This is a genomic window from Pseudomonas sp. ESBL9 (assembly GCF_036668715.1).
GTDB lineage: Bacteria > Pseudomonadota > Gammaproteobacteria > Pseudomonadales > Pseudomonadaceae > Aquipseudomonas > Aquipseudomonas lundensis.
In genome coordinates this window covers 604,565-620,544 of the sequence record NZ_JAZEVV010000002.1, presented here as the reverse complement: position 1 = coordinate 620,544, position 15,980 = coordinate 604,565, and the positions used below count along the sequence as shown (strand labels likewise).

General features: G+C 60.6%; 14 protein-coding genes. 11 read left to right on the top strand and 3 right to left on the bottom strand.

Features of this window, described 5'->3' with window-relative positions:
• Positions 1-121: 121 nt before the first annotated feature.
• The 10 genes from V6F78_RS09395 (at position 122) to V6F78_RS09350 (ending at position 11,037) form a co-directional block, all read left to right on the top strand.
• The gene (locus V6F78_RS09395; protein ID WP_047295906.1) at positions 122-574 is read left to right on the top strand and encodes an Lrp/AsnC family transcriptional regulator; all 453 of its coding nucleotides are present in this window, start codon (positions 122-124) and stop codon (positions 572-574) included.
• Between the two features lie 162 nt (positions 575-736).
• Positions 737-2,419, top strand: coding sequence for a flavin monoamine oxidase family protein (locus V6F78_RS09390; RefSeq protein WP_332727022.1), 1,683 nt, complete (start codon positions 737-739; stop codon positions 2,417-2,419).
• Between the two features lie 35 nt (positions 2,420-2,454).
• Positions 2,455-3,249: a carbon-nitrogen hydrolase family protein gene (locus tag V6F78_RS09385; RefSeq protein ID WP_048377357.1), complete on the top strand. Its 795-nt coding sequence runs from the start codon at positions 2,455-2,457 to the stop codon at positions 3,247-3,249.
• Between the two features lie 48 nt (positions 3,250-3,297).
• A complete protein-coding gene (pqqF, locus tag V6F78_RS09380; protein ID WP_332727020.1) occupies positions 3,298-5,742 on the top strand; it encodes a pyrroloquinoline quinone biosynthesis protein PqqF in 2,445 nt (814 codons plus the stop codon).
• Between the two features lie 154 nt (positions 5,743-5,896).
• Positions 5,897-5,971, top strand: a complete 75-nt coding sequence (gene pqqA, locus V6F78_RS09375; RefSeq protein ID WP_003444522.1) for a pyrroloquinoline quinone precursor peptide PqqA — start codon at positions 5,897-5,899, stop codon at positions 5,969-5,971.
• Positions 5,972-6,057: 86 nt separating this feature from the next.
• Complete coding sequence (pqqB, locus tag V6F78_RS09370; protein ID WP_314399262.1) at positions 6,058-6,969, top strand: pyrroloquinoline quinone biosynthesis protein PqqB; 912 nt, start codon at positions 6,058-6,060, stop codon at positions 6,967-6,969.
• Between the two features lie 104 nt (positions 6,970-7,073).
• The gene (pqqC, locus tag V6F78_RS09365; protein ID WP_047278051.1) at positions 7,074-7,826 is read left to right on the top strand and encodes a pyrroloquinoline-quinone synthase PqqC; all 753 of its coding nucleotides are present in this window, start codon (positions 7,074-7,076) and stop codon (positions 7,824-7,826) included.
• Entirely contained in the window at positions 7,823-8,098 is a 276-nt protein-coding gene (gene pqqD / locus V6F78_RS09360; RefSeq protein WP_047295916.1) for a pyrroloquinoline quinone biosynthesis peptide chaperone PqqD, read from the top strand. Before pqqC ends, pqqD begins: the two co-directional genes overlap by 4 nt.
• On the top strand, positions 8,070-9,236 hold the full coding sequence (gene pqqE, locus V6F78_RS09355) for a pyrroloquinoline quinone biosynthesis protein PqqE (RefSeq protein WP_047295918.1): 1,167 nt from the start codon (positions 8,070-8,072) through the stop codon (positions 9,234-9,236). The genes pqqD and pqqE overlap by 29 nt, the downstream gene beginning before the upstream one ends.
• The gene (locus V6F78_RS09350) at positions 9,202-11,037 is read left to right on the top strand and encodes a S9 family peptidase (protein WP_094990651.1); all 1,836 of its coding nucleotides are present in this window, start codon (positions 9,202-9,204) and stop codon (positions 11,035-11,037) included. Before pqqE ends, V6F78_RS09350 begins: the two co-directional genes overlap by 35 nt.
• A gap of 89 nt (positions 11,038-11,126) precedes the next feature.
• Here V6F78_RS09350 and V6F78_RS09345 read toward each other — a convergent pair whose 3' ends face one another.
• Together V6F78_RS09345 and V6F78_RS09340 are read right to left on the bottom strand one after the other, a co-directional pair.
• A complete protein-coding gene (locus V6F78_RS09345) occupies positions 11,127-11,285 on the bottom strand; it encodes a YqaE/Pmp3 family membrane protein (protein ID WP_047278059.1) in 159 nt (52 codons plus the stop codon).
• 191 nt (positions 11,286-11,476) lie between these two features.
• The gene (locus V6F78_RS09340; RefSeq protein ID WP_047295922.1) at positions 11,477-12,760 is read right to left on the bottom strand and encodes an aspartate aminotransferase family protein; all 1,284 of its coding nucleotides are present in this window, start codon (positions 12,758-12,760) and stop codon (positions 11,477-11,479) included.
• A gap of 229 nt (positions 12,761-12,989) precedes the next feature.
• On the opposite strand from V6F78_RS09340, the gene V6F78_RS09335 reads away from it, so the two are divergent.
• Positions 12,990-13,889: a LysR family transcriptional regulator gene (locus tag V6F78_RS09335; protein ID WP_047278062.1), complete on the top strand. Its 900-nt coding sequence runs from the start codon at positions 12,990-12,992 to the stop codon at positions 13,887-13,889.
• Positions 13,890-14,160: 271 nt separating this feature from the next.
• Here V6F78_RS09335 and V6F78_RS09330 read toward each other — a convergent pair whose 3' ends face one another.
• The gene (locus V6F78_RS09330; RefSeq protein WP_047295924.1) at positions 14,161-15,939 is read right to left on the bottom strand and encodes an acyl-CoA dehydrogenase C-terminal domain-containing protein; all 1,779 of its coding nucleotides are present in this window, start codon (positions 15,937-15,939) and stop codon (positions 14,161-14,163) included.
• Between the last annotated feature and the right edge of the window lie 41 nt (positions 15,940-15,980).

The following is a 15,980-nucleotide window of genomic DNA, read 5'->3' as shown; positions in this document are numbered from 1 at the left end:
GCGTTTGCAGGGTTGTGCTGCGAAAAGTCGTGATCGTCCATATCCCGTCCAACACTGGACGTCCCGCCCCTCAAGCGCTGTACCATGAGCGCCCACTTCGATGACGCCACTGGAGCCTCTCTTGCCTGACTCTCGCCCACCCGTGCTGGATGAAATCGATCGTCAGTTGATTGCCGCCTTGCAGCTCAATGCACGCGAAAGCGTCGCCATGCTGGCGCGTCAGTTGGGGATTGCGCGCACCACGGTGACGTCACGGCTGTCACGTCTGGAGAAAAACAACGTCATCACCGGTTATGGCGTTCGACTGGGGCAGCGCCTGATTGATGGCGGGCTGCAAGCGTATGTCGGGATTACCGTGCAGCCACGCTCGGGCAAGGAGGTGGTCAGGCGGTTGAGTGCCATGGCGCAGGTGCAGCAACTGTGCGCCGTCAGCGGTGAATTTGATTACGTCGCGTGGCTGCGCAGCGATTCCCCCGAGCAACTTGATCAATTGCTGGACCAGATCGGCAGTGTCGAGGGCGTTGAAAAAACCACGACCTCCATCATTCTCAGCAGCAAAGTCGACCGCGGCTAGGCCGACGCGAACAACACTTTGCACAGCACTTTCGTCACACTGCGCAAAGACAATGCAAAACGACGACACTTTGCGTCTTAATAACGTGTTCTGTGCTCCCTATCATGGTGCCTGTCTTTTCCTATACTCAGCGTTAAGCGCGGGTCGCCAGCAAGGTCAGCCATGAATAAGAACAATCGCCACCCGAATGACGGCAAGAAACCGATCACCATTTTCGGCCCCGATTTCCCTTTCGCCTTCGACGACTGGATCGAACACCCGGCCGGTTTGGGCAGTATTCCCGAACATAAACTGGGCGCAGAGGTCGCGATTGTCGGTGCTGGCATGGCCGGAATGGTCGCCGCGTATGAGTTGATGAAGCTCGGCCTCAAGCCTGTGGTGTACGAGGCCTCGAAAATGGGCGGACGTTTGCGCTCGCAAGCGTTTGAAGGCAGTGAAGGCGTCATCGCCGAGCTGGGCGGGATGCGCTTTCCGGTGTCCTCTACCGCCTTCTACCACTATGTCGACAAACTCGGGCTTGAGACCAAACCGTTCCCCAACCCGCTGACACCCGCCTCTGGCAGCACCGTGATTGACCTCGAAGGTCAAACCTTCTACGCGCAAAAACTGTCGGACCTGCCTGCACTGTTCCAGGAAGTGGCTGACGCGTGGGCGGATGCACTGGAAGCAGGGTCGCAATTTGGCGATATCCAGCAGGCCATTCGCGATCGCGATGTCCCGCGTTTGAAAGCGTTGTGGAACACCCTGGTCCCACTGTGGGACGACCGCACGTTTTATGACTTTGTCGCCACCTCCAAAGCCTTTGCCAAACTCTCGTTCCAACACCGCGAAGTGTTCGGCCAGGTCGGCTTCGGGACGGGCGGATGGGACTCAGACTTCCCCAATTCAATGCTCGAAATCTTCCGCGTGGTCATGACCAACTGCGATGACCATCAGCACCTGGTGGTGGGCGGGGTTGAGCAGGTGCCGCTGGGAATCTGGCGCCACGCGCCGCAGCGCTGTGCTCACTGGCCTGAAGGCACCAGCCTCAGTTCGTTGCACCATGGCGCACCGCGAACCGGGGTCAAGGCGATTTCCCGCACAGACGACGGTTTGTTTTCTGTCACCGACAACCTCGGTGTGACCCGCCCGTTCGAGGCTGTGTTGGTGACGTGCCAAAGCTGGCTGCTGACCACCCAGATCGAGTGCGAAGAAGCGCTGTTCTCGCAAAAGATGTGGATGGCGCTCGACCGCACGCGCTACATGCAATCGTCCAAAACTTTCGTCATGGTCGACCGCCCGTTCTGGAAAGACAAAGACCCGCAAACCGGCCGCGACCTGATGAGCATGACCCTCACCGACCGCCTGACCCGTGGCACTTATTTGTTCGATAACGGCGACGACAAACCAGGCGTTATTTGCCTGTCGTACTCATGGATGAGCGATGCGCTGAAAATGCTGCCGCACCCCGTCGAAAAACGCGTGAAGCTGGCCTTGGACGCGTTGAAAAAGATCTACCCCAACGTCGACATCGCCAGCCGGATTATTGGCGACCCGATCACCGTTTCGTGGGAAGCCGATCCGCACTTCCTGGGCGCTTTTAAAGGCGCGCTGCCCGGTCATTACCGCTACAACCAGCGTATGTACGCGCACTTTATGCAGCAGGAGATACCAGCAGAACAACGCGGAATTTTCATCGCTGGCGACGATGTGTCGTGGACACCCGCGTGGGTGGAAGGAGCGGTACAGACCTCCTTGAACGCCGTGTGGGGCATCATGACCCACTTTGGCGGGCGCACCCACGCCGACAATCCCGGGCCGGGCGATGTGTTTAACGACATCGGCCCAATCGCCCTGCCGGATTGAACCGCGCGCCAACCCACCCGGAACAGGAGAACCCCATGCGCGTCGCCCTTTACCAATGCCCGCCCCTGCAACTGGACATCGCGGGCAACTTGAAACGCCTGAGCCTCGTTGCCCAGCACAACCCCGGGGTTGATCTGCTGGTGCTGCCCGAAATGTTCCTGACGGGGTACAGCATTGGTCAGCCTGCCGTGGCGCAATTGGCTCAACCCCACGACGGCGACGCGGCCCGAGCAATCGCCCAAATAGCCAAGGCCTGCAACATGGCCATTGCTTACGGTTACCCGGAGCTGGGCGCGGACGGCCGCCTCTACAACAGCGCGCAACTGATCGATTGCCACGGCCAACGCCTGCTCAACTACCGCAAAACCCACTTGTTCGGGACGCTTGACCACGCCCAGTTCAGCCCCGGCGAAGAAGCGTACCCCGTGGTCGAGCTCAACGGCTGGCAGGTCGGCATGCTGATTTGCTATGACCTGGAGTTTCCGGAGAACACGCGGCGTCTGGCACTGGCCGGCGCGCAATTGATCGTTGTGCCCACCGCCAACATGCAACCCTACGACTTCATTGCCGATGTCACGGTGCGCAGCCGTGCGTTTGAAAATCAGTGTTACGTGGCCTACGCCAATTACTGTGGCCACGAAGACACGCTTCATTATTGCGGCCAAAGCAGCATCGCAGCGCCAGATGGCCAGCAAGTAGCACTGGCTCAACGGGATGAAACGGTGATCGCCGCCGAGCTTGATCCACAAAAACTGACGGACGCGAAGGCTGGAAACAACTACTTGGCCGACCGCCGTCCGGAACTTTACGGTGCGCTGAGCGCGCGCTGATTGCCAGTAATCCGCTAGCATGAGCGCTTCTCTGTAACGGAAGTGCCCATGCCCGCGTTGAACACCCCAGACGTCCTACGCCTGACCACCCGCAATGGTCTGACGCTGACCGTGCGCCATGTCCCACGGCTCACCCGCAGCGCGGCTTGCATCCGAGTGGCCGTAGGCAGTCATGACGTACCCGCCGACTGGCCGGGGCTGGCGCATTTTCTGGAGCATTTGTTGTTCCTCGGCACCGAGCGCTTCCCCGCGGCGCAGGGCCTGATGGCCTATGTGCAACAGCATGGCGGGCACCTCAACGCGCGCACCAGCGAACGCCATACCGACTTCTTTTTTGAATTGCCGCCCGAAGCCTTTGCGGGCGGGCTGGATCGCCTGTGCGACATGCTGGCTCATCCGCGTCTGGATCCGGACGACCAGCGGCGCGAACGCGAAGTGCTGCACGCGGAATTCATTGCCTGGGCCCGCGAGCCTTCGGCGCAACGCGACCTGCAAAGGCTTCAACCGCTCAACGCCACACACCCGCTGCGGGGCTTCCACGCGGGCAATCGCTACAGCTTGCCCGTGCCACGCGCAGCCTTTCAGCGCGCCTTGACGCATTTCCATGAGCAGTTTTACCGAACCGGGCACATGACCTTGAGCCTGGTGGGCCCGCAATCGCAGGACACGCTGATCGCACTCGCCGAGCGTTACAGCCTTGAGCTTCAACCGGGGACGACCGCCACGCCACAGCCCCCGCCGCCTCTGATGAGCAAGGGTTCGTCACAGTACCTGCAGGTCGAGGGTTCACACGTGGACCTGATGTTTACCTTGGAGCAGCTACCCACTGCATCAGAAGAAGCGCTGGCATTCCTGTGTCACTGGATCAACGCCGATAAACCGGGCGGACTTCTCGCTCACTTACGTCAGCAGCAACTGACCGACAGCCTGCGTGCCACACCGGTGTACCAGTTTCGGGACCAGGCCCTGCTCGGCCTGACGTTCACAGGGTCGACGGACATGAGGGCCAAGGCTCAACCGATTCGCGACGCCGTCGACGACTGGTTGTGCTTTTTCAGCGCTCAGCAACCCTGGACCGGCCTGCGCAACGAATACCGACGCGTACAGGAGCGTCAACAACAGGTCAGCAGCGCCTTGGAATTGGCCCGCCGCGATGTTCAGCACCACCCGACAGGGCTGTCAGGCCACGGTGTTGAAGCACTGGCGGTGATCCTGAAACACCTGCAAACCGAGCCCCGCCCGAGCGGGCAGCACGCCTGGCAATTACCCACACCCAATCCCTTCCTCATATCGGAGAAACACCCCGTGACCGCTGGCCTTATTCGTGGACAAACCAGTGCCCATCGCGGCTTGCGCACGTTTGCCCAGGACCGCTTGCGCAGCCGCCGCGAAGTATCGGCCATGACGTTCAGCCCTGCTCTCGCGCCCCCTAATGGCGAAGCCGCTGTGTACTTGCGCTGGCACTTGGGCGTGACCCCTGCCCCCTCGCTGTTACCGGCGCTGCAACACCGCCTGCTGAGACTGCAACACGATGCCCGCGAAGCGGGCGTTGAAATGTCGCTCATCGCGCAGGGCAATGACTGGTTGCTGACGTTGCATGGCCTGCAAGAGCCGATGCCTGCCATTCTCGAACACGCGCTGCCATTGCTCACCCCGCTGACGGATGATGCGCCGGGAGCGACGCCGCAAACGCCACTGATGCCCATCCGCCAGCTACTCAAACGCCTGCCGGAACTGCATTCCCGCTTCGCACTGCCTGCGGCTGACTCCGTGCAGCACGTCTGGCCATCCGCCCGATGGCACGGTCTGGCGGTGGGCGTTTCCCCGGCCAGTCAACCCATGATCAGCAGCGCGCTCAGCAAAGCCCCCGGCACCCCGGACCCGCACCTGACGCACGTCGTCGAAGCCCCCTCAGCACGCCACTGGCACACCGAACCGTGCGAGTCGAGCGAACAGGCGTTGCTGCTGTTCTGCCCGGCACCGCGGGCTGACGTCACGCAAGAAGCCGCCTGGCGACTGCTGGCCCACCTGGCGCAAACCCCGTTCTATCAGCGTCTGCGGGTGGAGCTGCAAATGGGTTACGCCGTGTTCAGCGGCGTGCGCCAGCTTGGCGACAGAACCGGCCTGCTGCTGGGGGTGCAATCGCCTCAAGCCACGACGGCAGACATCTTCGAGCAGGTCCGCACTTTCCTCGGGCAATTGCCGCAGCAGATTGCCGCACTGGATGAAGCGTCTTTCATCGAGGCACGCACCGCACTGGCTCAACAGTTCTCAGCCGAGGCCCTCAGCCTGGCTCAAGCCGCCGACCTGCTCTGGCACGCTCAACAGGCGGGCCACTCGTCGGATTACCTCAAGGTGCTCTACAACGCACTTATGACGCTGGACCGAGCCACTACACTCAAGGCAGCTGAGTGCCTCAATGACCCGGACAGCGACTGGCTGTGCGTGGCCACCGAGCCGCAAACTGAATCGTTTTATCAACGTAGAAGCTGATTTTTACCATCCACGTAATGAGCTTTCTTCGACTTTGGTCGTTCATGCTCAGTCAAATTTAGTAACATAGCCACCTAAGCATCTGAACATCTCCTTCGGGAGCTGGACTAAGTTAAAGACACCCCACCCACCCCCACTGCTAAGGAGTCACCTCATGGCTTGGACTAAACCGGCTTACACCGATCTGCGCATTGGCTTTGAAGTCACCATGTACTTCGCAAGCCGTTGATCTGCCGCTTTTATTGAGCAGAGCAACCCAACGCCTCGGTTCGCCGGGGCGTTTTTATTTTCAGATTTGCAAGAGAACAGCCTCCCATGTTCGTCCAGATTCTAGGTTCCGCCGCTGGCGGCGGGTTCCCGCAGTGGAACTGCAACTGCGTCAATTGTGCCGGTTTTCGCGAGGGCACCTTGCGCGCCACGGCCCGTACCCAGTCTTCCATTGCGATCTCCGATGACGGCGTGAACTGGGTGCTGTGCAACACCTCGCCCGACATCCGCGCCCAGCTCCAGAGCTTCGCCCCCATGCAGCCCGGCCGCACCCTGCGTGACACCGGGATCAGCGCCATCATCCTGATGGACAGCCAGATCGACCACACCACCGGCCTGTTGAGCCTGCGCGAAGGTTGCCCGCACGATGTCTGGTGCACCGACATGGTCCACGAGGACCTGAGCACCGGTTTCCCGCTGTTCACCATGCTCAAGCACTGGAACGGCGGCCTGAACTGGCACCGCATCGAACTCGAAGGGTCGTTCACCATCCCGGCCTGCCCGAACCTGCGCTTCAGCCCGTTGCCGCTACGTAGCGCTGCGCCGCCGTATTCGCCGCACCGCTTCGACCCGCACCCAGGCGACAACATCGGCCTGATCGTCGAAGACCTGCGCACCGGCGGCAAACTGTTCTATGCACCAGGGTTGGGCAAAGTGGATGCGCCCTTGCTCGACATCATGGCCAGCAGCGATTGCCTGCTGGTGGACGGCACGATGTGGGATGACGACGAAATGCAGCGCCGCGGTGTCGGCACGCGCACCGGCCGTGAAATGGGCCACCTTGCACAAAATGGCCCCGGCGGCATGCTCGAAGTGCTGGAGCAATTGCCCGAGCAACGCAAAGTGCTGATACACATTAACAACACCAACCCGATCCTCGACGAAGACTCCGCCGAACGTGCCGAACTGGCCCGCCGTGGCGTAGAAGTCGCCTTTGATGGCATGAGCATCGAGCTGTAAGCCACACCCTGTCGCTGCCACACGCTGCGTTCACGGACGCAGCGCTCAGGTCGGCGTCACCCCCTGCGGCTGCAACGACACACCGTCTTTTCTGGAGGCACCCGATGACCCAAGCCCCACTGTCCAAAACTGAGTTCGAAGCCGCATTGCGAGCCAAGGGCGCGTATTACCACATCTACCACCCGTATCAGGTGGCGATGTACGAAGGCCGCGCCACGCGCGAACAGATCCAGGGCTGGGTCGCCAACCGCTTCTACTATCAAGTCAACATCCCGCTCAAGGACGCCGCGATTCTGGCCAACTGCCCTGACCGCGAAGTACGCCGCGAGTGGATTCAGCGCTTGCTCGATCACGATGGCGCCCCCGGCGAAGACGGCGGTATCGAAGCCTGGTTGCGCCTGGGGCAGGCCGTCGGCCTTGACCCGGATCAACTGCGCTCCCAAGAGCTGGTGCTACCCGGCGTCCGGTTTGCCGTGGATGCCTACGTCAACTTTGCCCGCCGCGCCACTTGGGAAGAAGCCGCCAGCAGCTCGCTGACCGAAATGTTTGCCCCGCAGATCCATCAGTCGCGTCTCGACAGCTGGCCGCAGCATTACCCGTGGATCGACCCGGCGGGCTACGAATACTTCCGCACGCGTCTGGGCCAGGCACGCCGCGACGTCGAGCACGGGCTGGCTATCACGTTGCAGCACTACACCACGTGGGAAGGCCAGCAGCGCATGCTGGAAATTCTCCAGTTCAAACTGGACATCCTTTGGAGCATGCTCGACGCCATGACCATGGCTTACGAGCTGGACCGCCCGCCGTACCACAGCGTGACCGACCAACGCGTCTGGCATAAAGGAATCACCCTATGAGCTTCGATCGCAGCAAAATCCCGACCTGGCGCCCCGGCTATCGTTTCCAGTACGAGCCCGCGCAAAAAGGCCACGTGCTGCTCTACCCCGAAGGCATGATCAAACTCAATGACAGCGCCGCGCTGATCGGCGGCCTGATCAATGGCCAGCGCGACGTCGCGGCCATCATTGGCGAACTGGATGCACAGTTCCCCGACGTTCCCGAGCTCGGTCAAGACATCGAGCAATTTATGGAGGTCGCTCGTGCAGAGCACTGGATCGAACTGGCCTGACAGCCGGGTGCCACCCACGCCAGAAGTTGGCTTGCCGCTATGGTTATTGGCGGAGCTGACCTACCGCTGCCCGCTGCAATGCCCGTACTGCTCCAACCCGCTGGACTTCGCCCAGCAAGGCAAAGAGCTGACCACCGAACAGTGGATCAAGGTGTTTCGCGAAGCGCGCGAAATGGGCGCCGCACAACTGGGCTTCTCGGGCGGCGAACCATTGGTGCGTCAGGATTTGGCCGAACTGATAGGTGAGGCGCGCACGCTGGGGTTCTACACCAACCTCATCACCTCCGGCATTGGCCTGACCGAGCAAAAAATCAGCGACTTCAAAAAAGCCGGTCTGGACCATATCCAAATCAGTTTTCAGGCCAGCGACGAGCAAGTGAACAACCTGCTCGCCGGGTCGAAAAAAGCCTTCGCACAAAAGCTGGAGATGGCCCGCGCCGTCAAGGCTCACGGCTATCCGATGGTGCTCAACTTTGTGACCCATCGACACAACATCGACAAAATCGACCGCATCATCGAACTGTGCATCGCGCTGGAGGCCGACTTCGTCGAACTCGCCACCTGCCAGTTCTACGGCTGGGCGCAGCTCAACCGCGTGGGTTTGCTGCCCACCCGCGAGCAATTGGTGCGGGCCGAACGCATCACCAACGAATACCGCGCCAAACTTGAGGCCCAAGGTCATCCCTGCAAGCTGATATTCGTCACCCCGGACTATTACGAGGAACGCCCCAAAGCCTGCATGAATGGCTGGGGCAGCATCTTTTTGACCGTCACCCCGGACGGCACCGCGTTGCCCTGCCATGGTGCGCGGCAGATGCCGGTTCAGTTCCCCAACGTGCGCGAGCACAGCATGCAACACATCTGGTACGACTCGTTTGGCTTCAACCGTTTCCGCGGGTATGACTGGATGCCCGAACCCTGCCGCTCCTGCGACGAGAAGGAAAAGGACTTCGGCGGCTGTCGCTGCCAGGCGTTCATGCTGACGGGCGACGCCAGCAACGCCGACCCGGTGTGCAGCAAGTCACCGCACCACGACCTGATCCTCAAGGCGCGCGAAGAAGCCGAGCACGCCACCCAAACCATTGAGCAACTGGCCTTCAGAAATGACCGAAACTCACGACTCATCGCCAAAGGCTGAACCGTTCAGCGCCGCCCTCGCCGTGGCCGCCGGGGTGGATTTTGCCGAATTGAAACTCGGCCGCCACGGCCTGTTCTGGAACGAATATCGCCCCCAGGACGCGGCCTGCCGCCTCTGGCACTGGCGCGACGGTCAGGCGCACTGCCTGACACCCAACGGCTTCAGCGTGCGCAGTCGGGTGTATGAGTACGGCGGCGGGTCGTTTTGCCTGAGCGGTGACGGCGTGGTGTTCGTCAACGAGGCCGATCAACAGGTGTATGTGCAAACCCTGGAGGGCACTGCGCCTCACGCCCTGACCCAAGGCAACTGCCGCTATGGCGATGTGCAGTTTGCCCATGGGCAGGTGCTGGCGGTCGAAGAAGACAACGACCGGCATCGTTTGGTCAGCCTTGACACCGCTTCGCGGGCGCGCCACGTACTGGCCGAAGGCGCCGATTTTTATGCGGCGCCGACGCTCAGCCCGGACGGCCAGCGCCTGGCGTGGATCGAGTGGTATCGCCCACATCAGCCGTGGACCTCAACCCGCTTGATGGTCGCCCGGCGCAGTCACGAAAACCGTTGGCAAGCGCCGCAGTGCATCGCGGGCGAGGCGGGCGAGGAGTCGCTGCAACAACCGCGTTTCGATGAGCACAACCGCCTGTACTGCCTGACAGATCGCGAAGGTTTCTGGCAACCGTGGGTCGAATCGTCCGGGGGCTTGAAGCGCTTGCCGTGCGAGCGCGCCGACCATGCGCCTGCGCCCTGGCAGCTAGGTGGCAACACCTGGCAACCGCTGAGTGACAACGCGTATGTCGCCAGTTGGACGCAAGACGGTTTCGGACGCTTGGGCATACGCGCATCCGACGCCAGCCTTGAGGATTTCACAGGCCAATACAGCCGTTTCCGCAGTCTGGCGCTGGATGACGATGCCCTTTATTGCATCGCGGCCTCACCGGTAAGCCCGTCGGCCATCCTTCGCATTGCCCGCAACAGCCGGCAGGTGACGGTGTTGGCCGGTGGGGTGGCGCCATTGCCGGCTGATCGCGTCAGCCGCCCGCAAACGCTGCGCTACCCCACGGCCGGTGGCGAGGCTCATGGATTTTTCTACCCGGCGATGCACGGCGAAAAACAGCCGCCGCTGGTGGTGTTTATCCATGGTGGCCCGACCTCGGCGTGTTATCCGATGCTCGACCCGCGCATTCAATACTGGACGCAACGCGGCTTTGCCGTCGCGGACCTCAACTACCGGGGCAGCACCGGCTATGGCCGCGAGTACCGGCAGGCGCTGCACCTGAAATGGGGTGACGTGGATGTGGAGGATGCCTGTGCAGTGGTCAGCTATCTGGCCGATCAGGGGTTGATTGATCGCCAACATGCCTTCATTCGAGGCGGCAGCGCAGGCGGTTACACCACGCTGTGCGCGCTGGCATTCAAGGACGTGTTTCGGGCAGGCGCCAGTCTGTACGGGGTCAGCGACCCGGTGGCGCTGGCACGCGATACCCATAAGTTCGAAGGCGATTACATGGAGTGGCTGATTGGCGATCCCGACCGGGATGCCGAGCGTTATGCCGCGCGCACGCCCTTGTTGCACGCCGCCAACATCCGCGTGCCGGTTATTTTCTTTCAAGGTGAGCTGGATGCGGTCGTGGTGCCGCAGCAAACCCGCGACATGCTGAGCGCCTTGCAGGCAAACGGTATCCCTGCCAAAGCGTATTACTACCCCGACGAACGCCACGGGTTCCGCAAGGCCAGCAATCAGGCCCACGCCCTGGAGCAGGAGTGGATGTTTTATCGGGAAGTGATGCAATCAACCCCTGAATAAGTCGGGCGAATCGCTGCCGGGCAACGAAGCTGCGTGGGGCGCAGCTTCGTGCGGATCGGCAACAGTGACCGATCAGGGCGAAAGGAAAGTTATCGCTTGGCGATGATGTACACCGCGTGGATCACGCCCGGGAAATACCCCAACAGCGTCAACAGAATATTGAGCCAGAAAGCACCGCCGAAACCGACTTGTAAAAACACACCCAGCGGCGGCAGCAGGATGGCGATGATGATTCGAATAATGTCCATGTGTTCAGTCCCCAATCAATGGTGGGCTCAATCAAGCCCTATGGTTAATCGACTCTGAGCACTGTCAAAAGGTTCAGTCGGTACTTTTCCACAGGCAAAAAAACGCCCCGTGCCGAACGAAACAGGCACGGGGCGATGCGTTATACCGCGAGACGGTTCTTTAAATTCTGTGTGCGCCGGTGTGTCAGCGATTACACCAACACGGCACGGCGACACTGCAACTGCGCGGTTCTGACCCGGGAAAACGCGCGGGCCAAACGCAGCAACATTTCATCGATATTGCCTTTGCTGACGCACAGCGCCGGGGTAAAGCGCAGGCAGTCGGGTTGCGGCGCGGTAATCAGCAAGCCTTCATAAAGCGCTGCTTTTACGAGCTCCTCTGCCGAGTCATCCGACAGTGTCAGGCCCCACATCAGGCCCTGACCGCGTAATTCCCCCTGTGCATAACGGCTGGCCAAACGCCCCAGGCCCTCGCGCAAGTGTTGCCCTGCGTCGCGAACCTGCTGCAAAAAGCCTTTTTCAACAAGCGTTTCCAGCACGGCACTGCCCGCTGCCGTCATCAGGGCATTGCCGTGATGCGTGCCGCCCAGCTCGTCCGCTTCCAGGCAACACGCTTTGCCGCGCGCCAGCAGCGCAGCCAGTGGCACACCACCGCCCAAGCCTTTGCCCAGGGTGATGACATCGGCACGAATGCCGTAATTCTGTTCCGCCAGCAGGGTGCCGCAGCGCCCCATACCGGTGTGGACTTCATCGAGAATCAGCAAAATGCCCAACTCCCGGCACAGGCGCTCGACCCCTTTGAGGTAATGCTCGGTCGCGGGAATCACCCCCGCTTCGCTCTGCACCGGTTCCAGCATGATGGCCACGGTTTGCGCATCGACTGCGGCGTGCAACGCGGGAAGATCGTTGAACGGCACATTGATGAACCCCGGCAGTTGCGGCTCGAAACGGTTATCGAACGTGCCGCTGCCCGACGCCGACATCGCGCCAAAGCTGCGACCGTGACAACTGCCGGTCGCCGTGATGATCCGGTGAGCGCCGCCGCGATGCAGTTGGCCCCATTTGCGCGCCAGCTTGATCGCGCCTTCGTTAGCCTCGGCCCCGGTGTTCAAAAAATGCACCTGATCGCTGCCCGTGCTGTGGCACAGGCGTTCAGCCAGGTCCAGCATGCCGCGATTGAAAAACCCGGAGCCAGGGTTGATCAATGACTGCGCCTGTTCTGCGATCGCCCGGGTCAGCACGGCCGGGCTGTGGCCCAGACAATTGGCGGCCCCGCCCTGGGTGAAATCCAGGTAAGCCCGACTGTCGCTGTCCCACATCCAGGACCCCTGACCGCGCACGAAAACCTGCGCTGGCCGCTCTACGCTGGGCATCAAACACGCTCTGGATACGGCGTTATTCATAGGCAATGACTGAGGCTCAATCGCCAGTTCATCAAGGCTGGGGGATTGGCGACGCAGGTTAAACAGGTTCATGCACGCTGACCTTGTGACCATAAGCCGTTTCGATTTGCAATCGGGGGCGGGGCATATTCAGGGTGAATCCCTCTGCGGGGTTTTCTGCCTTGCCTATGCAAAATTGCGCTACGCCCATGCACTTCATTGGGCTCTGTGACGCTATGAGCCCTGTGGAATGGGCGTAGACTAGGCGCCTGACGGCGTTTGAGCCATTTCGTTTTTTAAGCATTTTCGATAAGTATTACTTATGGATTTCAAGCAACTGCGTTATTTCGTCGCGGTGTACGAAGAAGGTCATGTGGGACGCGCTGCCGAACGGCTTTCCATCTCGCAACCGGCCCTTTCGCAACAGATCCGCCATCTCGAACACAACCTTGATGTCAGCCTGTTCGAGCGCAGCAGCAAACGCTTGCTGCCCACACTGGCCGCGCACACGTTGTATAACCACGCATTGCCACTGCTTGACGGGTTGCAGCGGGCGAAAGAAGCCTTGCGTAACTTTCAGGGCCAAGCCTTGCGCACCATTGCCATTGGCGTGCTGCAAACGGTCCACACCAGCTTGGTGCCGCAAATGCTGGAGCGAGTGCGTCAGGCGCAACCGCACCTGGTGGTGCAGATTTACGAGCTGACAGGCCTTGAGATTGAACGTCGCCTGCTCAATGGCTCACTCGACATCGGCATCAGCTACCTACCGCCGCGCCAGCCGGGGTTACACGGCATGCTGCTGTACGAAGATGAGCTGCAACTGGTCATCCCGGCAGATCACCCACTGCGGGAATTCAAGAAGGTCTCGCTGACGCAGGCGGCAGAGTTGCCGATGCTGCTGTTGGGGGAAGAGTTTCAGGTGCGCCAGATCTGGCAGAGCCAATTGGCCAATCTGGGCCGTCGTCCACAGGTCCAGGCGGAGCTCAACAACATGGCCGGGATTCTCGACAGTTTGCCGCACACCAAATTGGCCACGGTGCTGCCGGGGCGTTCGCGTCACGAACACGACGACAAGGCGCTGCTCTGGAAACCGCTCAGCGAGCCGAGGGTGCCATTGAAAGTGGGATTGGTGTGTCGAGATGTACAACGCCAGCAAGCCACATTGGGGTTACTGCGCACGCTGCTTGAGGATGTGATCCAGCAGGAAGAAACCCCGCTCTAACGTTTACGCCCCATGAGAAGGCTTGCTCCTACACGTCGTAAACATCTTTCTGCGCCACAAAAAGAAAACCCCGCCGAAGCGGGGTTTTGCAGACTGTTTCCCTGACATCCTTTTCACTCCGCCTTCCTGGCAGAATCCTACGTGTCCCTGTTGTTGCTTTGAGCTTCCTGCTCGACGTCCATGTGAAGTAGATTACCGCTGGATCCAATTCTGCGATATGGACGATTGGCAGCGCGTTGTGTAAGCAAATGCTTACATATGCCTAAACAGGTTAAAAATGTGCTTCATCGAGCAAATACAACGACTCGCTGCCCGCCTTGACCGACGCACTCAGAGAATGAATACGGGGCAGCAAACGCTCGAAATAGAAGCGTGCAGTGCCCATTTTGCTGACATAGAACGCGTCTTCCGCCTCCTTGCCCTTAGCGGCTTTGGCCATCATTGCCCACATGTAGGCATACGTTATGTAACCAAAAACGTGCAGGTACTCGACCGAGGCAGCGCCGATCTCGTTAGGGTTGGATTTCGCACGCTCCAGAACCCAGGCCGTCAACGCATCAAGTGTGTCCAAAGCTGAGGCCAAAGGCGCCGTGAACTCATGCAGGTCGCCGCAAGCCGACGCGATGAACTGACGGATTTCATCGGCGTACAAACGGTAATACGCGCCGTTATTACCCACGATCTTGCGCCCGACCAAGTCCAGCGCCTGAATACCGTTAGTGCCTTCGTAGATTTGCGTGATACGCACATCACGCACCAGTTGCTCCTGGCCCCACTCACGGATGTAACCGTGACCGCCAAACACCTGCTGGCCGTGGACGGTTGTTTCGAGGCCCAGGTCGGTGATGAACGCCTTCGCCACCGGTGTCAGCAATGCCACCAGGGCATCGGCCCGCTCGCGGGCGCCTGGTTCATCGCTGAACTTGGCAATGTCCAGCTGATTGGCCACGTAGGTGGAAAAGGCCCGTCCGCCTTCGTTCGACGCTTTCATGGTCAGCAGCATGCGACGCACGTCAGCGTGGACGATGATCGGGTCGGCGGCTTTGTCTTTGGCTTGAGCGCCAGTGGCTGCCCGGCCTTGCAGGCGATCACGCGCGTATTCCACCGCGTTCTGGTACGAGCGTTCGCCCGATGCCAGCCCCTGAATGCCTACCCCCAGACGCTCATAGTTCATCATGGTGAACATGGCCGCTAGGCCACGGTTGGGCTCGCCCACCAGGTAGCCGACAGCCTCGTCGAAGTTCATCACGCACGTGGCCGAGGCCTGAATGCCCATTTTGTGTTCGATAGAGCCGCAGGTGACCGGGTTGCGCTGGCCGAGGCTGCCATCGGCATTGACCATGAACTTGGGCACCAGAAACAGCGAAATGCCTTTAGGCCCCGCCGGGGCGTCCGGCAGTTTGGCCAGCACCAAATGGATGATGTTTTCCGTCAGGTCGTGCTCACCACCGGTGATGAAAATCTTGGTGCCGCTGACCCGGTATGAGCCATCGGCCTGAGGCTCGGCCTTGGTCCGGATAATGCCCAGATCGGTGCCAGCGTGTGGCTCGGTCAAGCACATGGAACCGGCCCACACCCCGGCGTACATATTCGGCAAATAGGTGGCTTTCAGCGCGTCGCTGGCATGGGCGTTGATCGACACGCAGGCACCGGCCGTGAGCATCGGGTACAGGCCGAACGCGAGGCTGGAGGAGTTGATCATCTCTTCAACTTGAGCCGACACTGCCTTGGGCATACCCATGCCGCCGAACTCGGGATCACCGCCGACGCCGACCCAGCCGCCCTCGGCGTACGTTTTATAAGCCTCGACAAAACCGGCGGGGGTGGTCACGACCGTATCGTTCCAATGGCAACCCTCTTCATCACCGCTACGGCTCAACGGCGCGATGCTTTTGGCTGTCACTTTGCCCGCTTCTTCAAGAATGGCCTCAACCGTTTCGGCGTCCACGGTCTCGGCCAGTGCCGGCAGTGTTGCCCAAAGGGAGGCGACCTCGAACACTTCATTGAGGACGAAGCGCATATCGCGCAGGGGCGCTTTGTAATCAGCCATAGCAAACCTCGTAATCGCTAACGGTCAAAGCCCGGACGGGC